Consider the following 21,212-nt stretch of genomic DNA (forward strand, 5'->3'; position numbering starts at 1 on the left):
AAAGATTACTTTTCAGGGGCTTATTTTTCTATAAGGAGGTCAGTCATGGAACAAAGCAGAAGAGAATTCGCTAAGAAAACTGCAATTGTTACTGCTGGTGCTGCAGTTGCTGCGGGAACTAGTGTATTGGCTGCTACTGGTAATTCATCAGTTCAAGATGATACGAATAATGGTGTTGTAAAAGGGTCTTCTAGAAAGAAAGAGATTCTTTACAGAAAAACTGCAGCGTGGGAAGAATTCTACAAAGCAGCAAAATAACAATAATATAAAAGAGTAGGAGAGGCGTATGTCAGCAAATACATATGAAACTCTAAATGCAAAAGTAGGTAGAAGGTCATTTATGAAAATGGCTGCAGTAGCTACTGCATTTGGTGTTACATCGTCTTTTGCAAGTACTACAGCAACAAGAAAAGCTACTGAGGAAGAGATTAAAAATCCATTCCCTGGTTCAAAGATGGTTAGATCTATCTGTACAGCTTGTTCAGTTGGTTGTGGTGTAGAAGCGGAAGTACAAAATGGTGTATGGGTAAGACAAGAAGTAGCTCAAGATCACCCTGTATCACTTGGAGGTCACTGTTGTAAAGGTGCCGATATGATTGATATGGTTAGATCGGAAGTTAGAGTTAAACACCCAATGGTTAAAAGAGGTGGAAAATGGCAAAGAATTTCTTGGGATGAAGCATTAGACAATATCGCTAATAAGCTTGAATCTTTAAGACAAACAGATGGGCCAGATTCAACAATGTTTTTAGGATCAGCGAAATTTAATACTGAGCAATCATATTACTTTAGAAAATTCGCTGCAATGTTTGGAACTAATAATATAGATCACCAAGCTAGAATTTGACATAGCTCAACAGTTGCCGGGGTGGCAAACACATGGGGTTATGGTGCTATGACAAATTCTTTAGGGGATATTCAAAACTCTAAGGCGATCATTATTTTTGGAGCAAATCCAGCGGTTAATCACCCAGTTGGTTTCCAGCACTTCTTAAAAGCAAAAGAGAGAAACAACGCAAAAATTATTGTTGTTGATCCAAGATTTACTAAAACTGCTGCAAAAGCAGATTTATATGCAGGTTTAAGACCTGGTACAGACATTCCATTTATGTATGGTATGTTAAATATTATTTTTGAAAACGGATGGCATGACGAAAACTTTATTAAAGATAGAGTTTACGGAATGGAAGACATTAAAAAAGAGGCTAAAAACTGGCCACTTGATAGAGTTGCTGATGTAACTGGTGTTGATGCTGATTTAATTATGCAAATCACTAAGTTATATGCTCAAAATTCTCCTGGTACATTAGTATGGGCTATGGGTTTAACGCAACACAATAATGGTTCTTCAAATACAAGAATTGCTCCAATCGTTCAATTAGCTCTTGGTAACATGGGTATTGAAGGTGGTGGAACAAACATCTTAAGAGGTCACGATAACGTTCAGGGTGCTACTGATATGTGTTGTTTATCACACACATTACCAGGATACTATGGATTAAGTGATGGTTCATGGAAATATTTCGCAAAAATGTGGAATGTTGATTATGAATGGTTAAAAGGAAGATTTAAAGCTCCTGAATGGATGAATAAAAAAGGTTTCACACTTGCTAGATGGTGGGCTGGAGTTCTTGGTGGTAATCCAGGAGAAGATGCTATTCATAATGCAGGTACAAACTTAAAAGCTTTATTTGTTATGGCAAATGGTATTACATCAACTGCACAACAAGTAAAAGTAAAAGAAGCCTTAGATAATTTAGATATCGCAGTATTTGTTGACCCATTTGTAAATGAGGGTGCAATTATTACTGATAAGCAAGATGATGTTTATATCTTACCTGCTGCAACTCAATTTGAAACTAGTGGTTCTGTAACTGCTACAAATAGATCAGCACAGTGGAGAGATAAAATTATTGAGCCAATGTATGAGTCAAAAACTGACCACGACATTATGTTTGAATTAGCTAAAAGACTTGGATTCTATGATGAATTAACAGCAGGTATGTTAGTTAGAGAGAATAAAAAAGAGTTTACTTGGCCTGAAGATTGTACAGATGAAATTGCTAGAACAATCAAAACAATTGGTTTAACTGGTTGGACGGCTGCAAGACTTAAAAAACATCAAAAGAACTGGCATATGTTCGATGAAGTATCTATGAGAGGATACGGAGAAATGGCTGGTGAGTACTATGGTTTACCATGGCCTTGTTGGACTGAGGATCATTGTGGATCTCCATTATTATACAACATTAACAGAAGTGTTAAAGATGGTGGTATGGGATTCAGAAATAGATTTGGACTTGAGCACGACGGTGAAGATTTATTAGCAGGAAAAGGTTCAGCACCTAAAAACTCTGTAAATAAAGATGGTTATCCTGAAATTACAAGAGATAACATTGAAGAAGTACTTAAGATTAAGTTAACAGATGAAGAGAAAAAGAAAATTGGTAAAAACTGGAAAGTTGATACTTCAAATATTATTGCTGAAAAATGTATGGAAAGAGGAATTGCTCCTTATGGAAATGCAAAAGCAAGAGCAAAAGTATGGACATTCGCAGACCCAATTCCTTTACATAGAGAGCCATTACACTCTCCAAGACAAGATTTAGTTGGAAAATACCCAACGTTTGCAGATAAGAAAGATCACTATAGAGTTGATACTAGATATATCTCTGAGCAAAATGCAGAAGAATGGGTTAAAGAATTCCCAATTAACTTAGTTACGGGAAGACTTGTAAATATGAATGGTGCTGGTATGGAAAATAGAGCATCTAAGTATTTAGCTAAATTAACTCCAGAAATGTTCTGTGATATTAATCCAGACTTAGCTGGAAGACACGGTATTAGAGATGGTGCTATGATGTGGATTCATTCGCCAAACAATACTAAGATTAAAGTTAAAGCAAAATACAGCCACAGTGTAGCTGATGATAGAGTATTCTTGCCATTCCACTTCTCGGGTGTAATGCAAGGTGTAGATTTATCTCACAAATACCCTGAGGGAACACTACCATTTGCAATCGGTGATAATGCAAATATTGTAACTAACTATGGTTATGATATTGTTACGCAGATCCCTGAAACAAAAGGTGGTTTATGTAGAATTGAAAGAGCCTAGGAGAAGCACATGAGTAGTAATAATTTAAAAGTAGATTTCTCAAGTATGAGGTTTTACTGTGATGAAAACAGATGTATCCATTGTGATGGTTGTTCTGTTGCTTGTGCCGAAGCTCACGAATTACCAGTAGAAATTTCTAGAAGAAAAGTAATAACAGTAAATGAAGGTAAGCAAGGCGAAGAGTTCTCTATGTCTGTTGCTTGTATGCATTGTACTGATGCCCCTTGTGAGCAAGTTTGTCCAGTTGATTGTTTCTACATCAGAGAAGACGGAATTGTTTTACATGATAAAGATAAGTGTATTGGATGTTCATATTGTCTATACGCTTGTCCTTTTGGAGCTCCTCAGTTCCCTAAAAATGGTGCATTTGGTACAAAGGGAGTTATGGACAAATGTACTATGTGTGCAGGTGGTCCTGATGAAACAAACTCTGAGCACGAAAGACATTTATATGGACAAAACAGAATCTCAGAAGGTAAAGTTCCAGTTTGTGCAGCAATGTGTTCAACAAAAGCTTTACTAGTTGGTGATTCTGAATCTATCTCTAATATTTATAGAGAAAGAGTTCTATCTTTCGGGCACGGTGTTCAAACAGCTCCTAAACCGTACGGATGGGATAAAGCATATGGAAAATAAGAGTTTTCTTAGCGAATATAAAGCCTATTTAATTATAGGCTTACTATTCGTAGTTCTTACTTATTGGTATTTTTGGTTAGCAACAATTGCGGATATAAACTATGTTTATAACTTCTTGTTGCAAATAGCACAGGGTAATTTTACTGGTCAAGTAATTCCATATGAGTCATTAACTAAATATGAACAAATGGAAGTTACATTATTTGGTCCAGAGTATGATGCAATCGCACCTGAAGTAGTTAGAGCATTTGAAGAAAGACAACATTTACTGCCAATAGTTTTTACTGTGGAGTTTTTCTTATTTTTAACAATGTTCATTGTTGCAAAGGGTAGAAAGCAAGCTAAAATTACAAGACATGATGACAAAGTACAAGTTTACTCTGTATTTCAAAGAATTGTAATTTTATTAAATATAGTTATTATGATGTATCTATTTATCACAGGTTTTTCAATTACATTTGGAAACTGGACAGGTGGTGGAGAGATTGCAAGATTTATGAGAGCAACGCATGAAATAGTTGGTGTTGGTTGGATTCCAGTTTGGTTACTGATGACAATTATCGCATTTAAAGATCATAAATTTTTCATAAGACCAAGTGTTAAAATTTGGAATAAAATTTTCTTAAGAGGAAAATACAAGCATATGGATAGAATTAACTACTATATGTATGCTGCATTTGGATCAAAACTAGTTATTAGTGGATTTATCATTTGGTGGATGTTCCCCGATGCTGCAAATCATGCTGAAACTATTCAGTTCAAAAGATTTATTCTATTTATTCACTTTATGGGAAGTGCGATTATTTCGTTCTTTACATTTGAAACAGTATATTCATACTTTGTATCTGTAAAAGGATACATCCCTGGAGTAATCACAGGAAAATTACCAGTTGAGTATCTAGAGCAGTTAAGACCTGATGTTCTAGAAGAAGAGAATTTAAGAAAATAGAAAAGCTATCATGTTTCCCCTTTGGGAAACTGATTTGCTTTTTCTATTTATTTACTAATATGCAAAACTAGCATATTAGAATTTTGATATTATCAAATATGCAAACTTAGCATATTAAGAGAGAAGAGATATGGACAACACTAAATATTTAAAAACAGTAGTAATAGACAAACTTATAGAAAATGAAGCAACTGAAATCGAAGATGTGACGATTGATGAGTCACGATTAAACTTATATTTAAATGGAGAAAAAACCATATCAATGATGACAATTCCAAAAGATCAAGATGCACACGCCATTGGCTTCTTGATGAGTGAGAATGTAATTTCTTCTATTGATGATATTGAAGATATAAAAATAAGTGAAGAGGGATTAAGAGTTGATGTAAAAGCGAAAATCAATGAAGAATCACTTCAAAATTTATATAAAGAAAAAACACTTACTTCTGGTTGCGGTGGGGGAGTTACAGGTACAGAAGCTACTGAGCTTGTAATTCCTTTTAATCAAACGGCATTTAAAATTAAACCCCAAACAATTTCAGATGAAATTAGAATATTTTACAGAGAAAGTGAACTATATAATCTAACAGGTTGTGTTCATAAAGCAATGATTTACTTACTTGATGGAACAACAGTAACAGCAGAAGATATAGGAAGACACAATGCAATTGATAAAGCAATTGGTAAGTGTAAATTACAAAAACTTGACACTATAAAGTCAGTTTTATTTGTATCTGGAAGATTAAGTTCAGAGATGGTTACAAAAGCAGTAATGCACAGAATTCCTATAATTGTTTCAAGAACAGCACCTACTTATCTTGGTGTTCAAACAGCACATAAACATGGAATAACACTTATTGGTTTTGCAAGGGGTAAAAAGATGAATCTTTATACTCACCAAGGAAGAATTGATGTCTAGTTTAGATGAAGTTCAAAAAGAACTTTTATTTACAAATTTAGATGAAGAAGGAAAACTATCTTGTCTAAAGGCTTTTAAGGTTGCAAGACTTATTGGAAAGCATCCAAAACAAATGGCAAAAATTACAAATGAGTATGGTGTTAAAATCACTAACTGTGAGTTAGGTGTTTTTGGGAAACTGAGATTTGAAAGTTCTAGTGATAAGGTTTACAATAGATTACAAGAGAATTACATGGGGCATAAAAGATTAGAGTGTAAAGTTTTATGGGATGAAGCACAAAAATCAACACTTAATACTGTGGGCTCAACTGTAAAAAATTCTGATATTCAAGTAACTCATTGTCAGCTAGGAATATTTAGAGAAAGAAGAGGAAACCATGGAAGTAAAAGTTAAAGTTTGGATTGATGATGACGAAAACAACTTGGTTTTTGGTGGTGGTAAAACAGAAGTTTTAAAATATATAGATCAAACTGGTTCTATTTCTAAAGCAGCTAAAATCGTAGGTATGAACTATAAAAAAGCATGGACTCATATAAAAATACTTGAAGAGCATATAGAAGATGAACTTGTACATACTAAAAAAGGTAGGGGTGAGGATAGTGGAAGTTCTCTTACTCCAAAAGCAAGGGAAATTGTTGATACTTATGAAATTCTACAAGAAGATATAAAAGAGTATGCAAAAAAAAGATTTGATGAGCTGTTTTTGAAAGATAATAAAGAGATTATAAAAGTAAAAGGTGAATGTTGTGATAAAGCTTAACTCTTTGCAGTATACAAATATGCAAAATTTGCATATAAATAGTGATTTGTCATTAAGTGTATTAAGTAATAATGAAAGCTATTTAGATTTAAAAAAAGAGTTTATATCTAAATATTCTAAAACTAATTTAACAACTTTTAGTTTTGATAAAGATGGTTTTTTAGGACTTTTTTTAGAGCTTTCAAAAAAAGGAAAGATAGCTGTTTGTAAAGGTGAAACACATAGTGTTTATGAAGCAGCAAAGACATTTGAGTCTTTAGGTTTTGAACTTTTATGGCTGGATTTATTAAAAAATGGAAAAGTAGATACAAAAAAAATAGAAAGTGAAAATATTGACTTTTTATTTCTTTCATCATATGTGATGGACACTTTTGTAAAAACAAATTTAGAAGAAATCAAAGAACTTACCAGTGCAAAGATTATATCAAATGCAAGTGCAAGTTTTAGTGAACATAGTGATGCTGTATATTTTGACTCTTATAAATTAACTGGTTTTACTACATCTGGTGTTTTACTTTTTGATGGTGAATTATTTGAAGAAAAGTCTTTTGGTTTTATAGATAGTATTGCTGTAAATACTATATTTGAAGCTTTAAAAGCTCAAAGTTTTGAAAGCTCAATAAAACACAGTTTTAAAGATGAACTTGAAAATGCACTTGGAGATAATCTATACTATTTTGTTGATTCAAATGATACTTTAGATTATTCATTTCATTTTGCATTAAAAGGCATAAAAGCAAGAGAGCTTATAAGAACTCTTAGTTTAGATGAAATACATATTACAAATGGTGAAGGATGTAGCTTAGGTTTATCAAAACCTTCAAGAATTATCCAAGCTATGGGCTATGATGAAACTACAAGTAGAAATGCTTTGTCTCTTACTTTTTGTGAAAAGTTAGATGCAAATATTATTGAAAAAGTAGCAAAAATAATTGCTAAAAAATATAGACAAATAAAGGTTTTAAATGAGCAATAAATTAAGATATTTAGATTTTGAAGAAGCAGTTAAAAGAAGTTTAGATTTAGCAAAGGCTACAAGTTTTACAGAGATTATTCCTTTAGCAAATGCAATTGGTAGAGTTGTTAGTGAAGATGTACTTTGTGTTAAGAATCTTCCTGCTTTTAATAACTCAGCAATGGATGGTTTTGCAATTAAAGCAAGTGATGCAGGAAAAACACTAAACATAAATAAAGTGATTTATGCAGGTGATAAGGGTGAAGCTGTAAAAGAATCACTTTGGGATAATGAATGTTACAAGATTATGACAGGTGCAAAAGTACCTAGTGATGTTGATACGATTATTCCTATTGAAAACTGCTTTGATGTAACAGATAAAACAGTTAGAGTTCCTGAAAATATAAAAGAGGGTGCAAATTTAAGACTAAAAGGTGAAGAGCAAAAAGAAGGAAATGTTTTATTTGAAAAAGGTGAGATTATTACTTCTTCTCATGTGACACTTTTAGCATCACAAGGTCTTACAATGATTAAGGTTTTCAAAAAAATCTCAATTGCTGTTGTATCAACTGGAAATGAGTTAAAAGAGCCATGGGAAAGTAGTGATGAAGAAGAGATTTATAACTGTAATTCTTATGCTTTAGTGTCATTACTTACTGAAAATGGTTTTGATGCAACTTACAGTGGAGTAATACCTGATAGCTTAGAAGCTTCAAAAGAGTTTATTTCAAATATGAAAAACTATGATGTAATTATTACAACTGGTGGTATTTCTATGGGAGATGCTGATTTTGTAGGTCAAGCTTTTTTAGATAATGGTTTAGAAACTGCATTTCATGGAGTAAATGTAAAACCTGGACGTCCAATAATGATGGGAAAAATGGAAAATACTATTGTGATGTGTTTACCAGGTAACCCACTTACTGCGATGGTAAATATGCACTTATTTGCAGTACCTGTTTTACATAAACTACAAGGAAGTAGTAGTTTTTATCATGATGTGAATTTTGCTATGAATCATCAAGATTTCAAAACAAAGCAAGGAAGAGTAAATGTAGTACTTGGAACTTGTGAAAATGGAGGTTTTAAGGTAACAAGAAATAATAAATATGGTTCAGGAATGATAACAGCACTGTATGAGAGTAATTCTATACTTGTGACTAGGGAAGAGACATCAGGTATAGATGTAGGTCAAGAGGTTTATGTTATTAAATTTAATAACAAATTAGTAAAAAAACAAACAAATATATTTAATTAGTTAAAACAAAAAGGAAGCAAAAAATGATGAAGAAAACTTTAGTAACTTTAGGATTAAGTGCAGCATTAGTATCTGGATTAAACGCAAAAGATTTAATGATGGCTACAACAACAAGTACAGATAATACTGGATTATTAGACTATTTAGCACCAAAATTTGAAAAAGAGACTGGTACAACTTTAAAATGGGTTGCAACAGGAACTGGAAAAGCTTTAAAAATGGGTGGAAATTGTGATGTAGATATTTTATTTGTACATGCACCTGGTGCTGAAAAGAAATTTGTTGGAACAGGTTACGGTGTAAATAGAACTCAAGTTATGTATAACGATTTTGTAGTTATTGGACCAAAAGCAGACCCTGCAATGGTAACAGGTATGCAAACAGCAGCAGCACTTAAAAAAATTAATGATAAGGAAGCTAAATTCTTCTCAAGAGGTGATAACTCTGGTACAAACAAAAAAGAGATTAAACTTTGGAAAGAAGCTTTAACTAAAGCTCCTGAAAAAGCATCTTGGTATGTTCAAACTGGTCAAGGTATGTTAAGAACTATTAACATGGCTGCTGAAAAGGGTGGATATACAATGACAGATAGAGGAACTTGGATTAAATATCAATCACAAAAAGCTGATAAAAATACAATGAAAATTGTAGTTGAAGGTGATAAAACACTATTTAATCAATACTCTGTTGTATCAATTAATAAAGAAAAATGCTCAAATGTTAAACCAGAATTAGCAGCACAGTTTACAAGCTGGATTATTAAGCCTGAAACTCAAAAAACAATTGCTGATTTTAGATTATTAGGAAAAGCTTTATTTATTCCTAATGCTGGTAAATAAATAAAAAATTAAACTTAGGATTAAAACGGGATGAATCTTTTTACTGATGGCTTTAATGAAGCGATAGAACTACTTGTATCTGGAAATGAGAGTGTTTATTCTGCGATTATTACGACAGTTACTGTATCTTCTTGGTCTTTACTTATAAGCTTACTAATAGGTCTTCCTTTAGGCTTTGCTTTGGGATATTATAACTTCCCAGGCAAGGCAGTGGTTAGAACTATTGTAGATACACTTCTTGCTTTACCAACTGTTGTTATTGGTTTAGTTGCTTATACAATGTTATCAAGGGTAGGACCTTTTGGTGAGTATGATTTACTTTTTTCTCAACAAGCAATAATAATAGGACAAATAGTTTTAGGTTTGCCTATTATTATTGCTTTAACAGCCACGCAAGTTGAAGCAGTTGATAAAAGACTTTATATCTCTTTGAAAGGTTTAGGTGCTACATCTTTTCAGATATTAAATGCAACTTTAGTAGAAGCTAGATTTGGAATTATGACAGCGGCAGTTACAGCATATGGACGAATTGTGACTGAAATTGGTATTTCTATGATGGTTGGTGGAAATATCAAATATCACACAAGAACTGTTACTACTGCAATTGCTTTAGAGACTGGTAAAGGTGAGTTTGTAACTGGAATTGCATTAGGTCTTGTGCTTTTTGCTGTTGCTCTTATGGTAAATATTGCATTGTCAATGCTTAAAAGGAAATGGACACAATGAGTTTATATAAATTAAGTAATGTTGAACAATACTATGATGGAAGAAGAGTTTTATCAATAGATAATCTAACTTTAGATGAAAATCAAATAATAGGATTTTTTGGTCCAAATGGAAGTGGTAAATCAACACTCTTTTCTCTTTTATCTTTTATAGATAAACCAAGCTTAGGAAATGTATCCTTTAATGGCTTATGTAATAGCAAACTTGATTTTGAAACAAGACAAAGTGTAGTAATGGTACCTCAAAATCCATATCTTTTAAAAAGAACAGTTTATGAAAATATAGTTTATGGTTTGAAACTTAGAAAACAAACAGATAATTTAGATGAAAAAGTCTTAGAAGCTTTGAGTTTAGTAGGACTTGATAACTCTTTTTCAAAAAGAAAATGGAGTCAACTTTCAGGTGGGGAGTCTCAAAGAGTAGCACTTGCTGCAAGACTTATATTAAAACCAAAAGTTCTGATACTAGATGAACCAACAACAGGAGTTGATACAAATTCTGCGCAGTTGATAAAAGAAGCAATTTTAACAGCAAAACAAAAGTACAACACAACTATTTTAATCTCAAGTCATGATCATAACTGGCTTAATCATATCTGTGATAGGAAAGTTGCTTTATTTAATGGAAGTTTAGTTGAAGCAGGGGGAGTTAATCTTCTTTTTTCACCTTGGCAAAAAAATGAAGATGGAAATTTAGTAAAGCATTTTATAGATGGGCAAAGATTAGAAATAAAAAATAGTAAAAGTAAAAAAAGAGATGCAGTTGCTATGATAAATTGTGATTCTATAAATATATGTAGAGTAGATTGTGAAGAAATGAAAGATGAAAATACATTAATTGCAGAAGTAAGCTCTATTCAACAGCTTAATGGTTTAGATGATTTATTAATAGAGTTTACAATTTCAGGAATTAGTTTTAACTGTAAAATTTCAAGAAAACTAATGCAAGAACAAAGTTTTCTACCAGGCGATAAAATCAATGTAAATATTGATACTACTAAGGTTTGTTGGATTTAAGAAGCTTCTTTTAATTGAATTAATAAACAGATTAGTATATAGTTATTAAAAATTTTGGAGATAACTATGAATGAACAAATAAAACACTATGAAGATAAGCTAAAGTATGAGATTGATTCATGGGATTTAAATATTGCATTAAAAGAAGATAAAAATATTATTGTAATTGATGCAAGATCTAATGAGGCTTATGAGTATGAAAGAATTCCTAATTCTATAAATTTACCCCACAGAACAATGACTGAAGAAACTTTAATAAACTTAGATAAAGATATAATTTATATTACTTATTGTGATGGAATAGGATGTAATGCTTCTACTAAAGGGGCTTTAAATATGGCGAAATTAGGTTTTAAAGTAAAAGAGTTAATAGGTGGACTAGACTGGTGGATTAGAGATGGTTACCAAACAGATGGTAAAAATGCAAGAAAAGCTAGTAGTATCTCTTGTGGATGTTAATCTTATATCAGTATAATAATAAATATTTAATACTAAAGGACTTTGATGAATGAAAATATGATTTATATTCTTATCATATTTATAGCTTACTTTGCTTATAAAAAATACATGCAATATAAAGTCTTAAAACTAGTTCCTGAATTACTTAAAAAAGGTGGACTTATTATAGATGTTAGAACAGAAGATGAGTTTAATTTGGCCCATAAAGATGGGAGTATAAATATTCCATTGAATAAACTTAATAGTAGTACTGATAAATTAGATAAAACTAAACCTATTATCGTTTGTTGTGCTAGTGGAAGTAGAAGTGGTATAGCAAAGCATACTTTAAAAGCTCAAGGTTTCAAAGATGTTCACAATGCAGGAACATGGAAAGCACTTAGAAAGTTTTAAACATATATATTCTATTATGTAATAAATTAAGTATTAAAAGGTTTTATTTATGAAAGTAGAAATTTTTTATTGTACAGCTTGAAACTATTTGCCAAGAGCTTCTAGGGTAGAAGAGGAAATTAGGGAGTCTTTCCCAAGTGTAAATATTAAGTTAATACAAAGTTCTGGTGGTGATTTTAGGGTAATTGTTGATGAAAAAACTATTTATGATAAGAAGGAAACTGAGACGTTTCCAAGAATTTTTGAAATTAGTAAGATTATAGAAGAGTTATAAACTCTTCTATAACTAATGGCTACTATAAAACAGTTACGTTTACAGCTTGAACACCCTTATCAGTTTGCTCAGTTTCATAAGAAACTTTTTGACCTTCTTCTAAAGAAACTCTTCCGTAACCAGTGCTATTTACTTGTCTGTAATGTACAAATGCGTCTTTGCTTCCATCTTCAGGTTGAATAAATCCAAAACCTTTTTCGTCGTTGAACCATTTAATAGTTCCGTTTTTTAAATCTGCCATTTTTAATGCCTTATATTAATGTAATCTTGAAAATATAAAGTAAAGTGTTCTTCAGGGTAGTTCTACTGCAGTTGTGTTCAATAAATCTTAGCTAAAGATGAAACTCTAAACCATCTTTCAATTGATTTATTTTAACAAAAAGAAACTTTAATTACATCATAAAATGAAGAAATATTAAAAAAATGTGAAAATTTGTCAATGATACTTTTTTAATACACATTTTTTCTATAATATATTCATGAATGAAGATACAAGATTTTTAATTATATGTTTGGCGTTATATCCGTGTTTGTGTTTTAGTTACTTTGTAGGTTTTTTCTTATTTTAAGTAGCTTTAAATAAGAAAAGGGATAATTGTTATCCCTTTTAATTTTAGACTTTTAAACTTATTCTTTTAATAAGTCTCTGTAAAACTCTCTATATTCTGTATTTTTCTCATCTCTTGCTTTCATGGCAGGTCTTGGATGTTCGTTTAACTGTCCTGTTAGCATATATGGAATTGAGTAACCCCAGTCAAGCTCTTTTTCTAATGGTACAATAAACTCTTCAATAAATTTAAGAATTGGCATTAGTTTATACTTTGGATTTTTTAGGAAACCAATTAGTAGTTCCATAGGACAGTTTCCTGCACCTCTTCCTAATCCTGATACAGTTACATCTAAGAAACTAGCACCATATGTCATAGCTTCAATTGTATTTGCATAGGCTAATTGTAAGTTGTTATGTGCATGAATACCTATTTTTTTACCACTTGCTTCTGCAATTTTTAAATATTTTTCTGTAAGTTTTACAATTTGTTCAGGGTAGAATGAACCAAAACTATCTGCAATATAGATTACATCTACAGGTGTTTGAGCTAATTGATTTAAAACTTCAGTTAATTCATCATCAAAAGATTTTGATATAGCCATAACATTTACAGTTGTTTCATAACCTTTAGCATGTGCATCTTCTATTAATTCAATTGCAGCTGGTAATTGGTGAATATATGTAGCAATTCTAATCATATCAACAACTGATTCTTCTTTTGGTCTTAACTCTTCTTTTAAAGATCTACCAATATCAGACATAACAGCTATTTTCATATCAGTATTGTTTTCACCAACAATTCTTCTAATATCCTCTTCTTTACAGAAGTTCCATGGTCCATACTCATCTTCACTCATAATAGTTGGAGATACATTTTTACCGATTTCCATATAATCAACACCAGAGGCTACACAAGCTTCATAATGTGCTTTTACAAATTCATCTGAAAATTGGTAATTATTTACTAGACCACCATCTCTGATAGTACAATCAAAAACTTTAATATCTTCTCTTACTGAAAGTATAGAACCTTTTCTTTCTAACATAATACTCTTCCTAATTCTTCTTTTTTGAAATTGTTTGTATCTTATCTTAAAATGATTCAAAGTATTATTAATAAGATTGTCTTGTTTGCATTTTTAATAAAAAACTATGATTAATTTCATATTTTATGTATAATTGTTATAACAGATATTAAAAATAAGAGTAAGTCATGAAAGCTAAAACACTAGAAGATATACTTATATTATATGTAGAAGATGATGAATTCATTAGAAATGAACTTATTTATTTCTTAGAAAAGAAGTTTAAAAATATAAAAGTAGCTTCAAATGGTGAAGAGGGATTAGAACTTTTTGAAAAATATCAACCTGATATTGTTATTACAGATATAAAAATGCCAAAGATGAGTGGTATTGAATTAAGTAAATATATTAGACAAAAAAATAGTGACACAATTATAATAGTAAGCTCAGCTCACTCTGAAACAAGTCTTTTAGATGAAGCAATAGAGTTTGGAATAGATACGTTTTTGATAAAACCAATTAGTTTAGCCCAACTTTATTGTACTGTTCAAATAGCAATTGAAAAAATCATATTAAAAAAACAGAATGAAGATACTCAAAATAAATTAGATGAAACAAAAAAGCTTTTAATAGAAGCAGATAAAATGGCAATGATAGGAAATCTAGTAGCAGGCGCAACTCATGAAATCAGTTCACCTTTAGGTGTTGGGATTACAAGTATTAGTCATCTTACAGATATAAGTGAAAAATTAAAAGCAGATTATGAAAATGAGATTATGACTCAAGATAATTTTGAGTCATATTTAAATTCTGCGATTGATTTATCAAAGATGACATATATTAACTTGCAAAAAGCAAGTGATTTAATAAAAAGTTTTAAAACAATTGCTGTTGATCAAGCTTTAGATGATAAAAAAGAGTTTGATTTACAAAGCTATCTAAATGAAGTAATTTTTAGTTTAAACTATGTATTAAAAAAAGTAAAGGTAAGTGTAAATATAAAAGCTAGTGAAAAAATACAACTAAACTCTTACCCAGGAGTTTTTTCGCAGATTTTTACAAATCTTATAAACAACTCAATAAATCATGGCTTTGAAAATCTAGAAGAAGGTAATATAAATATAACTCTAAGTAAAAATGATAATGAAATAAAAATCATTTATCATGATAATGGAAATGGTATTGATAAAGAAAAATTACCAAATATCTTTGATAAGTTCTATACTACTAAAAAAGGTAAAGGCGGTACAGGACTTGGACTTAATATAATAAAAGATTTGGTAGAAAATAGATTAAATGGAAGCATTACTTGTGAAAGTTCAAAGAAAGAAGGAACTTCTTTTGAAATAATTTTAAAAAAATAAAATTAAGTTTTTTATTTGATGAACCAAAGCAATTAATATAAAAAAGTAAAAAATTTTAAATTAGCAATATTTGGATTGTTTGAATTTAAAGTTTTCGTTATACTTTCAAAAAAACAATAAAAGGCAGACTATGAGCTATATATCAAACGCATCGTTAAAAGAAGCAGATAAAGAGATATTTGATATCGTTGAGCAAGAATTAGATAGACAAACAACACACTTAGAAATGATTGCAAGTGAAAACTTTACTTCACCTGCTGTTATGGAAACTATGGGTTCAGTATTTACAAACAAATATGCTGAGGGTTACCCTTATAAAAGATATTATGGTGGATGTGAATTTGCTGATGCTGCTGAGCAATTAGCAATTGATAGAGCTTGTGAAATCTTTGGATGTTCTTATGCAAATGTTCAACCACATTCAGGTTCTCAAGCAAATGGTGCAGTTTATGCAGCATTATTAAAAGCTGGTGATAAAATCTTAGGTATGGACTTATCTCATGGTGGTCACTTAACTCATGGTTCTAAACCATCATTCTCAGGTAAGAACTACCAAGCATTCTACTACGGTGTAGAATTAGATGGTAGAATTAACTATGATAAAGTAATGGAAATTGCTAAAATCACTCAACCAAAAATCATTGTTTGTGGAGCTTCTGCTTACGCAAGAGAAATTGATTTTTCTAAATTTAGAGAAATTGCTGATGCAGTTGGTGCTATTTTATTTGCTGATATTGCACATATTGCTGGATTAGTTGCAGCAGGTGAGCATATGAGTCCATTCCCTTATGCTGATGTAGTAACTTCAACAACTCATAAGACTTTAAGAGGTCCAAGAGGTGGTATTATTTTATCAAATGATGAAGATATTGCTAAGAAAATTAATTCTGCTATTTTCCCAGGATTACAAGGTGGACCATTAGTTCACGTAATGGCAGCAAAAGCAGTAGCATTTAAAGAGATTTTAGCACCCCAATGGAAAGATTATGCTAAACAAGTAAAAGCAAATGCAGCAAAACTTGGTGAAGTACTAGTTTCAAGAGGATACGACATTGTATCAGGTGGAACAGATAATCACTTAGTATTAGTATCTTTCTTAAACAAAGAATTTTCAGGAAAAGATGCAGATGCAGCATTACAAAACGCTGGTATTACTGTAAATAAAAACACAGTACCAGGTGAAACAAGATCTCCATTTGTAACATCAGGGGTTAGAATTGGATCACCTGCTTTAACAGCAAGAGGAATGAAAGAGCAAGAGTTTGAATTAATTGCAAACAAAATTGCTGATATTTTAGACGATATTGAGAACACTGAATTACAAGCAAGTATTAAGGCTGAACTTAAAGATTTAGCTAATAACTTTGTTATTTACACTCAGTCTACTTACTAAGATTTAATCTTAGTCCCATTTATTTAAATCAAAACATTGCAAAAGTGGTCTTCCCAAACCACTTTTGCTTCCCAATTAACTCATAATTTGCTTTTACTAATAAACTTTTCTATATAATACAAAATATAAAAAGAAACATCAGGATATTTTATGCAAGACAAACTTTTAGAAGAGAATGAAAACTATAAAAAAATTGAAAAAGTTATAAAATATATTGATGAAAACTTCAAAGAACAACCTTCAATTGATACTATTGCTTCATATATTGGTATGAGTAAATATCATCTGATTCGTGTATTTAAAGAGTATGTGGGAGTAACTCCCATACAGTTTTTACAATCTGTTACTTTGAACTATGCAAAAGAGCATTTAAAAGAATCAAAATCTATTTTAGATAGTGCACTTGATATGGGACTTTCAAGCCCAAGTAGACTTCACGATTTATTTGTAAATATTATTGGTGTTACACCAAAAGAGTATAAAGAATCAGGGAAAAATGTAAAAATCACTTATGGTTATGGTTCTACTCCTTTTGGAGAAGCTTTAATTGCTTTTACAAAAAGAGGGGTTTCCTATCTTGGTTTTGTAGATAATGACAAAGAAGGAATTTTTAATAGGTTCAAGGAAATTTGGGAGAAAGCTGAACTTATAAAAGATGATGAAAAAGCTCAAGAGTTTTTGAATAATATCTTTGTAGAAAAGAAAAAGTTTGATTTATATGTAAAAGGAACAAATTTTCAAATAAATATTTGGAAAGCCTTACTTAATATTCCAAATGGAACAATTGCAACTTATCAAGATATAGCAAATAGTATAAATAAACCAAAAGCAGTAAGAGCAGTTGCTAGTGCAATTGGTTCAAATCATATAGGATATTTAATTCCTTGTCATAGGGTTTTAGCAAAAAGTGGTGCTATGAGTGGTTATAGATGGGGAATTGAAAGAAAGAAAATTTTAGTTGCTTATGAGGCTTTAAAAAAAGAAAATTAAGTTTTATAAAAATAAATAGGGGTTCTGTAAATATCTTTTACTTCTATTTTTTTTCTAAATTTTATATGTCTAAAGGCAAAGGTACTGCTTATTATTTCTGTATTTATAGTCTCATCAAAAAGTTTATCTTCAAGATTTTGCATTCCTTTTGGAAATAAATAACAAACTAAAAGAGAATTTTTTAAATCTTCTTTTAGAAAATCTTTTTTATAAATTTCAAGATTTTTTACTCTTAAAATAGTTTTTAATACTTTTGAAATTATATATGGAAAAAAAGATACTTCATAAGCTAGAACTTTTTTATGTGGTATATTTATTGCTAGAAAAATAGCTAAACTTCCAAAACCTGAACCCAAATCTATAATTTCATTTTTAGTAGAATTTTTAGCTAGTGCTAAAATTTCCATAGCAACTTTTTTAGAAGAGGGCATTGGTGAAATACCAATTTTTAAAGAGCTAATTGCAATTGTAATTGTAATAAAAAGTAAAATTATTAGTAAATATAGTTCAAACATGAACTATATTATATACAAATTTAGCCACAAAATCCACAGGCTGTTTTATATTGAGCTTCATTTTTAGGACAAATTACACATCTATCTTGAAATCGTGATAAATCTCTTTTTTCTGAACAAATAGGATTTTTTAAAGCAGCATAAGAAACATTTGCTACAGGGTCATATGCAAGACTATTAACTATATATGAAGGAGTGTGTCTATTTTTAGCAATACATCTTCTCACATTTGAGAAAGGAGATTTACTTAAAGTAATTATATCATTTAACTCTCTTGTATTTTGTGCTTTCAATATCAATATATGTTCTTCTTGTGCAACTTTTATCATACTCTTAATCCTTTTTATATTTTAAGAAATTGTATTTAAAAAGAGTATGAAAAAAGTATCATTATTTAAATTTATTTAACATTTTCAATTAATTCTAAAACAATACTTTGTACTTCTTGAGCCTCATCTACTAAGTCAGGATTAATATCATCTATTAATTGAACTATTGAGTTCATTGAAATGTATGTTTGTTTATCTTTTGAATATACTGATATTTTACAAGGCATAATTGTTGATAAAGTCATATCACTTTCTAAAAAAAGCTTTGCAAAGTTTGGATTACAAATATCTAAGATTTGACACTCTTCATTAAACTCTACACCTTTTGATTCTAATGTTTGGGCAACATTATGAATATGTAAAACTCCAAATTTATAATCTGATATTTTTTCTTGAATCTCATTTACAAGTTCTTGAACACTTTTATTTGATGTTTCTGTATAAACCATTATTAACCTTTATTTTTTAATGTAGTTTTCTTTTTATTTATAAATGACGTAGTATAGTATATCTCTCTTAGAAATAAAATTAAAGATAAAATAAAAGACAACATTGCCACTATAAATAAACTTGCAATAAATAAAGAGTCTTCAAACTTAAACATTGCACTTAAAAACATTGTTACAATAACCATTGCGATTAAAAGCCCTGTACTTGTACAAAAGAAAATAGAGTAGTTTATATTTCTCATTCTATTAATCAAAAATCTTCTTCTATCTTTAAATTTTTCTTTTGCTTTTTGTTCATCTTCATTTGTTTTTTGATTACCAATAAAATTATCAATTTTTTCTAATTTATCAATAATTCTAGATAATCTTCCTGTAAAAACATTTAAAAGACCTGCAACTCCTGCTAATAAAAAAACAGGGGCAACAGCTAACTGTATTAGCTGAGCCACTGTATTTACTGTATTTACACTATCAACTGACATTTTTTCACTTTATATTTTATTTACTATTTAAAAATTAATTAGTATTTAATCAAATAATATATATAAATAAAGCTTAAAAATAAGGTACAATTATGAAAAGAATAACTTTAGAATATACAGATGTCTTTGATAATAATAAAATAAAAACAATAAGTTTTGAAGAAACAGCGATAAAAGAAAGTTTTAATAAAACATCACTATTTGCTACATTAGTTGATGGGGAATCAATGCAACCTTTGATTACTCACAAAGCAATTTTAGTTGTTGATATTTCAAAAAAAGATTTATTTCATGAAGAAAATTATTTAATATATTATAAAAATAGAATGTGGATAAAAAAGTATGATAATAATATAAAATCATTTGTATCTATAAATCCAAAATATCAGCATTTAATTTATAGCTTAAATGAGGTTCATACCGTAGGAAAAGTACTTTTGTATAAGAATTGCTAGAAAAAAGTTTATTTTTCTTAATAAAAGGTTATTTCTTAAAAACTAACTTAGAGAGTTTATAGTAAGATATTATAATATAAGGGAAAATAAATATATGCTAGATGAAAATTTTTTAGGTACATTAACTATATTATATGTTGAAAATGACAGTGAACTGAAGAAGGAGTTTCTTCAAAAGTTTGAACCACTTTTTAAAACAGTTATTACTTCAAGTAGTGTTAATGAAGCAATAAGTAGTTTTGATAGTGCAATAAAAAACAATAATGATGTAGATATTATAGTTAGTGAAGCAAATATTTCTGAATGCTCTGGTTTAAGCTTACTTTCTCATGTAAGAAAAGAACATAAAAATCTTCCTTTTATCTTTTTTACTGATATGCAAAATGCAGATATAGATGTACTTTTAACTTCTTTAAGACAAGATGTAACAGCTTATTTTATGAAACCTCTAAAAATAGATGATATTTTAATGAAAATAGAGGATGTATGTAAGGTAAAAAAAAGAGAAGATGAAATTGAATCTGAAAGAAATGAAGTAGAAGAATACTTAAGAATAATCAATAAAGTTGCTTTAGTATTTATTTTTGATGTAAATGGAACAATAGTTTATGTAAATGACTTTTTGAAAGAAGTAGTTAAATGTAGAGATGAAGAAATTTTAGGTCATGATTTCAAAGCGATATATCATCATGAAATGCCTAAAAAAGTTCTACAAGAGCAGTGGGAACTAATAAATGAGGGTGAAAAATGGGATGGTAAGATGAAGTATCTTACAAAAGACAGTTCAATTTTTTATACAAATGCTTCAATCATTCCTGTTTTTAGTAAAGATGAAAATGAAAATATAAGAAAGTTTATAAGTGTTAACTTTCTTACAACAAAAGAAGAAAATGAAAAAAGAGAATATCGAAAAAAAGTTTTATATAATCTTCAAGAAACAAAAAGAGTTTATCAAGTAGCCCAACAAAAAATAGATGAACTAAATCAATACTTAAAAAGATACGATGGTTATGATAAGGTAGAAGAGTATCTTAATAAGCAAGTAAAAGAAAATAAAGAAAAATATGATGAGTTACAAGGTTTAGAGAATAGACTAAAGGCTAGTAAACGAAGATTTGAACAATTAACATTTGGTGTGAATGATAAAATAAACAAAATTTCAATAATGACTAGTGATATGAAAGATATAGAATTTAAAGCTACAAAAAAGATTGATAAAGTAATAGAAGAAATAAAAGTAAGAGAAGCTTATATTCATAGAATTAAAGAAGAGATAGAAGAAAAAGCTTCAAAGATTAAAGATTTAGAAGATGTAGTAAAACATAGAACAGAGCAATTAGTAGAAAAGAAAGGTTAA

The 21,212-nt window shown here is 29.9% G+C and carries 26 protein-coding genes; 20 read left to right on the forward strand and 6 right to left on the reverse strand.

The window, feature by feature from the left end:
• The first annotated feature begins 45 nt into the window (after positions 1-45).
• From NJU99_RS05885 to NJU99_RS05955, 15 genes are all read left to right on the forward strand, one after another.
• Entirely contained in the window at positions 46-258 is a 213-nt protein-coding gene (locus NJU99_RS05885; protein WP_254577798.1) for a Tat pathway signal protein, read from the forward strand.
• 28 nt (positions 259-286) lie between these two features.
• Positions 287-3,118: a formate dehydrogenase subunit alpha gene (locus tag NJU99_RS05890; RefSeq protein WP_254577799.1), complete on the forward strand. Its 2,832-nt coding sequence runs from the start codon at positions 287-289 to the stop codon at positions 3,116-3,118.
• A gap of 9 nt (positions 3,119-3,127) precedes the next feature.
• Complete coding sequence (fdh3B, locus tag NJU99_RS05895; protein ID WP_254577800.1) at positions 3,128-3,754, forward strand: formate dehydrogenase FDH3 subunit beta; 627 nt, start codon at positions 3,128-3,130, stop codon at positions 3,752-3,754.
• Positions 3,744-4,703, forward strand: coding sequence for a cytochrome b/b6 domain-containing protein (locus tag NJU99_RS05900; protein WP_254577801.1), 960 nt, complete (start codon positions 3,744-3,746; stop codon positions 4,701-4,703). Before fdh3B ends, NJU99_RS05900 begins: the two co-directional genes overlap by 11 nt.
• A gap of 130 nt (positions 4,704-4,833) precedes the next feature.
• Entirely contained in the window at positions 4,834-5,622 is a 789-nt protein-coding gene (fdhD, locus tag NJU99_RS05905; protein WP_254577802.1) for a formate dehydrogenase accessory sulfurtransferase FdhD, read from the forward strand.
• Positions 5,615-6,016 (forward strand): ModE family transcriptional regulator, encoded by a 402-nt coding sequence (locus NJU99_RS05910; RefSeq protein WP_254577803.1) that lies wholly within the window; start codon positions 5,615-5,617, stop codon positions 6,014-6,016. The genes fdhD and NJU99_RS05910 overlap by 8 nt, the downstream gene beginning before the upstream one ends.
• Positions 6,000-6,383 carry a winged helix-turn-helix domain-containing protein gene (locus NJU99_RS05915; protein ID WP_254577804.1) on the forward strand — a complete coding sequence of 128 codons (384 nt, stop codon included), beginning with the start codon at positions 6,000-6,002 and terminating at the stop codon, positions 6,381-6,383. The genes NJU99_RS05910 and NJU99_RS05915 overlap by 17 nt, the downstream gene beginning before the upstream one ends.
• Positions 6,370-7,359: a cysteine desulfurase gene (locus NJU99_RS05920; RefSeq protein WP_254577805.1), complete on the forward strand. Its 990-nt coding sequence runs from the start codon at positions 6,370-6,372 to the stop codon at positions 7,357-7,359. Before NJU99_RS05915 ends, NJU99_RS05920 begins: the two co-directional genes overlap by 14 nt.
• A complete protein-coding gene (locus tag NJU99_RS05925) occupies positions 7,349-8,596 on the forward strand; it encodes a molybdopterin molybdotransferase MoeA (protein ID WP_254577806.1) in 1,248 nt (415 codons plus the stop codon). The genes NJU99_RS05920 and NJU99_RS05925 overlap by 11 nt, the downstream gene beginning before the upstream one ends.
• 26 nt (positions 8,597-8,622) lie before the next feature.
• On the forward strand, positions 8,623-9,435 hold the full coding sequence (locus NJU99_RS05930) for an ABC transporter substrate-binding protein (RefSeq protein WP_254578079.1): 813 nt from the start codon (positions 8,623-8,625) through the stop codon (positions 9,433-9,435).
• A 30-nt stretch (positions 9,436-9,465) separates the two neighbouring features.
• Positions 9,466-10,161, forward strand: coding sequence for an ABC transporter permease (locus NJU99_RS05935; protein WP_254577807.1), 696 nt, complete (start codon positions 9,466-9,468; stop codon positions 10,159-10,161).
• Positions 10,158-11,177, forward strand: a complete 1,020-nt coding sequence (locus NJU99_RS05940) for an energy-coupling factor ABC transporter ATP-binding protein (protein WP_254577808.1) — start codon at positions 10,158-10,160, stop codon at positions 11,175-11,177. The genes NJU99_RS05935 and NJU99_RS05940 overlap by 4 nt, the downstream gene beginning before the upstream one ends.
• A 66-nt stretch (positions 11,178-11,243) precedes the next feature.
• Positions 11,244-11,636, forward strand: coding sequence for a rhodanese-like domain-containing protein (locus NJU99_RS05945; RefSeq protein ID WP_254577809.1), 393 nt, complete (start codon positions 11,244-11,246; stop codon positions 11,634-11,636).
• A gap of 45 nt (positions 11,637-11,681) precedes the next feature.
• Complete coding sequence (locus tag NJU99_RS05950; RefSeq protein ID WP_254577810.1) at positions 11,682-12,029, forward strand: rhodanese-like domain-containing protein; 348 nt, start codon at positions 11,682-11,684, stop codon at positions 12,027-12,029.
• 88 nt (positions 12,030-12,117) lie between these two features.
• Positions 12,118-12,303, forward strand: a complete 186-nt coding sequence (locus tag NJU99_RS05955) for an Rdx family protein (RefSeq protein WP_254577811.1) — start codon at positions 12,118-12,120, stop codon at positions 12,301-12,303.
• A 22-nt stretch (positions 12,304-12,325) separates the two neighbouring features.
• Here the strand turns inward: NJU99_RS05955 and NJU99_RS05960 are convergent, their stop codons facing one another.
• Together NJU99_RS05960 and NJU99_RS05965 are read right to left on the reverse strand one after the other, a co-directional pair.
• A complete protein-coding gene (locus tag NJU99_RS05960) occupies positions 12,326-12,544 on the reverse strand; it encodes a cold-shock protein (protein WP_254577812.1) in 219 nt (72 codons plus the stop codon).
• A 386-nt stretch (positions 12,545-12,930) separates the two neighbouring features.
• The gene (locus NJU99_RS05965; protein ID WP_254577813.1) at positions 12,931-13,899 is read right to left on the reverse strand and encodes an aldolase catalytic domain-containing protein; all 969 of its coding nucleotides are present in this window, start codon (positions 13,897-13,899) and stop codon (positions 12,931-12,933) included.
• Positions 13,900-14,066: 167 nt separating this feature from the next.
• Between NJU99_RS05965 and NJU99_RS05970 the strand changes: the two genes are divergently transcribed.
• The 3 genes from NJU99_RS05970 (at position 14,067) to NJU99_RS05980 (ending at position 17,625) form a co-directional block, all read left to right on the forward strand.
• Positions 14,067-15,242: an ATP-binding response regulator gene (locus NJU99_RS05970; protein ID WP_254577814.1), complete on the forward strand. Its 1,176-nt coding sequence runs from the start codon at positions 14,067-14,069 to the stop codon at positions 15,240-15,242.
• A gap of 130 nt (positions 15,243-15,372) precedes the next feature.
• Entirely contained in the window at positions 15,373-16,635 is a 1,263-nt protein-coding gene (locus NJU99_RS05975) for a serine hydroxymethyltransferase (RefSeq protein WP_254577815.1), read from the forward strand.
• Between the two features lie 150 nt (positions 16,636-16,785).
• Positions 16,786-17,625 (forward strand): bifunctional transcriptional activator/DNA repair enzyme AdaA, encoded by an 840-nt coding sequence (locus NJU99_RS05980; protein ID WP_254577816.1) that lies wholly within the window; start codon positions 16,786-16,788, stop codon positions 17,623-17,625.
• On the opposite strand, the gene NJU99_RS05985 is transcribed toward NJU99_RS05980, so the two are convergent.
• From NJU99_RS05985 to NJU99_RS06000, 4 genes are all read right to left on the reverse strand, one after another.
• Positions 17,622-18,140 (reverse strand): methyltransferase, encoded by a 519-nt coding sequence (locus tag NJU99_RS05985; protein ID WP_254577817.1) that lies wholly within the window; start codon positions 18,138-18,140, stop codon positions 17,622-17,624. The genes NJU99_RS05980 and NJU99_RS05985 overlap by 4 nt on opposite strands.
• A gap of 20 nt (positions 18,141-18,160) precedes the next feature.
• Positions 18,161-18,469: a hypothetical protein gene (locus NJU99_RS05990; RefSeq protein WP_254577818.1), complete on the reverse strand. Its 309-nt coding sequence runs from the start codon at positions 18,467-18,469 to the stop codon at positions 18,161-18,163.
• A gap of 71 nt (positions 18,470-18,540) precedes the next feature.
• Positions 18,541-18,918, reverse strand: a complete 378-nt coding sequence (locus NJU99_RS05995; protein WP_254577819.1) for a DUF302 domain-containing protein — start codon at positions 18,916-18,918, stop codon at positions 18,541-18,543.
• A 2-nt stretch (positions 18,919-18,920) separates the two neighbouring features.
• Positions 18,921-19,400 carry a DUF2721 domain-containing protein gene (locus NJU99_RS06000; RefSeq protein ID WP_254577820.1) on the reverse strand — a complete coding sequence of 160 codons (480 nt, stop codon included), beginning with the start codon at positions 19,398-19,400 and terminating at the stop codon, positions 18,921-18,923.
• Positions 19,401-19,492: 92 nt separating this feature from the next.
• On the opposite strand from NJU99_RS06000, the gene NJU99_RS06005 reads away from it, so the two are divergent.
• The gene (locus NJU99_RS06005; protein ID WP_254577821.1) at positions 19,493-19,855 is read left to right on the forward strand and encodes a S24 family peptidase; all 363 of its coding nucleotides are present in this window, start codon (positions 19,493-19,495) and stop codon (positions 19,853-19,855) included.
• Between the two features lie 94 nt (positions 19,856-19,949).
• The gene (locus tag NJU99_RS06010; RefSeq protein ID WP_254577822.1) at positions 19,950-21,212 is read left to right on the forward strand and encodes a PAS domain-containing protein; all 1,263 of its coding nucleotides are present in this window, start codon (positions 19,950-19,952) and stop codon (positions 21,210-21,212) included.

This window comes from Arcobacter roscoffensis (assembly GCF_024267655.1).
In the GTDB taxonomy this organism is placed as follows: Bacteria; Campylobacterota; Campylobacteria; order Campylobacterales; family Arcobacteraceae; genus Arcobacter_B; species Arcobacter_B roscoffensis.

What these genes read in the sequence shown, in the direction of transcription:
- NJU99_RS05970 (WP_254577814.1), top strand. Translation starts at nt 14,067, where the DNA reads ATGAAAGCTAAAACACTAGAAGATATACTTATATTATATGTAGAAGAT.
- NJU99_RS05935 (WP_254577807.1), top strand. Translation starts at nt 9,466, where the DNA reads ATGAATCTTTTTACTGATGGCTTTAATGAAGCGATAGAACTACTTGTA.
- fdhD (WP_254577802.1), top strand. Translation starts at nt 4,834, where the DNA reads ATGGACAACACTAAATATTTAAAAACAGTAGTAATAGACAAACTTATA.
- NJU99_RS05965 (WP_254577813.1), bottom strand. Translation starts at nt 13,899, where the DNA reads ATGTTAGAAAGAAAAGGTTCTATACTTTCAGTAAGAGAAGATATTAAA.
- NJU99_RS06010 (WP_254577822.1), top strand. Translation starts at nt 19,950, where the DNA reads ATGCTAGATGAAAATTTTTTAGGTACATTAACTATATTATATGTTGAA.
- NJU99_RS05925 (WP_254577806.1), top strand. Translation starts at nt 7,349, where the DNA reads ATGAGCAATAAATTAAGATATTTAGATTTTGAAGAAGCAGTTAAAAGA.
- NJU99_RS05885 (WP_254577798.1), top strand. Translation starts at nt 46, where the DNA reads ATGGAACAAAGCAGAAGAGAATTCGCTAAGAAAACTGCAATTGTTACT.
- NJU99_RS06000 (WP_254577820.1), bottom strand. Translation starts at nt 19,400, where the DNA reads ATGTCAGTTGATAGTGTAAATACAGTAAATACAGTGGCTCAGCTAATA.
- NJU99_RS05975 (WP_254577815.1), top strand. Translation starts at nt 15,373, where the DNA reads ATGAGCTATATATCAAACGCATCGTTAAAAGAAGCAGATAAAGAGATA.
- NJU99_RS05980 (WP_254577816.1), top strand. Translation starts at nt 16,786, where the DNA reads ATGCAAGACAAACTTTTAGAAGAGAATGAAAACTATAAAAAAATTGAA.
- NJU99_RS05945 (WP_254577809.1), top strand. Translation starts at nt 11,244, where the DNA reads ATGAATGAACAAATAAAACACTATGAAGATAAGCTAAAGTATGAGATT.
- fdh3B (WP_254577800.1), top strand. Translation starts at nt 3,128, where the DNA reads ATGAGTAGTAATAATTTAAAAGTAGATTTCTCAAGTATGAGGTTTTAC.
- NJU99_RS05995 (WP_254577819.1), bottom strand. Translation starts at nt 18,918, where the DNA reads ATGGTTTATACAGAAACATCAAATAAAAGTGTTCAAGAACTTGTAAAT.
- NJU99_RS05915 (WP_254577804.1), top strand. Translation starts at nt 6,000, where the DNA reads ATGGAAGTAAAAGTTAAAGTTTGGATTGATGATGACGAAAACAACTTG.
- NJU99_RS05960 (WP_254577812.1), bottom strand. Translation starts at nt 12,544, where the DNA reads ATGGCAGATTTAAAAAACGGAACTATTAAATGGTTCAACGACGAAAAA.
- NJU99_RS05985 (WP_254577817.1), bottom strand. Translation starts at nt 18,140, where the DNA reads ATGTTTGAACTATATTTACTAATAATTTTACTTTTTATTACAATTACA.
- NJU99_RS05990 (WP_254577818.1), bottom strand. Translation starts at nt 18,469, where the DNA reads ATGATAAAAGTTGCACAAGAAGAACATATATTGATATTGAAAGCACAA.
- NJU99_RS05900 (WP_254577801.1), top strand. Translation starts at nt 3,744, where the DNA reads ATGGAAAATAAGAGTTTTCTTAGCGAATATAAAGCCTATTTAATTATA.
- NJU99_RS05940 (WP_254577808.1), top strand. Translation starts at nt 10,158, where the DNA reads ATGAGTTTATATAAATTAAGTAATGTTGAACAATACTATGATGGAAGA.
- NJU99_RS06005 (WP_254577821.1), top strand. Translation starts at nt 19,493, where the DNA reads ATGAAAAGAATAACTTTAGAATATACAGATGTCTTTGATAATAATAAA.
- NJU99_RS05930 (WP_254578079.1), top strand. Translation starts at nt 8,623, where the DNA reads ATGAAGAAAACTTTAGTAACTTTAGGATTAAGTGCAGCATTAGTATCT.
- NJU99_RS05910 (WP_254577803.1), top strand. Translation starts at nt 5,615, where the DNA reads ATGTCTAGTTTAGATGAAGTTCAAAAAGAACTTTTATTTACAAATTTA.
- NJU99_RS05950 (WP_254577810.1), top strand. Translation starts at nt 11,682, where the DNA reads ATGAATGAAAATATGATTTATATTCTTATCATATTTATAGCTTACTTT.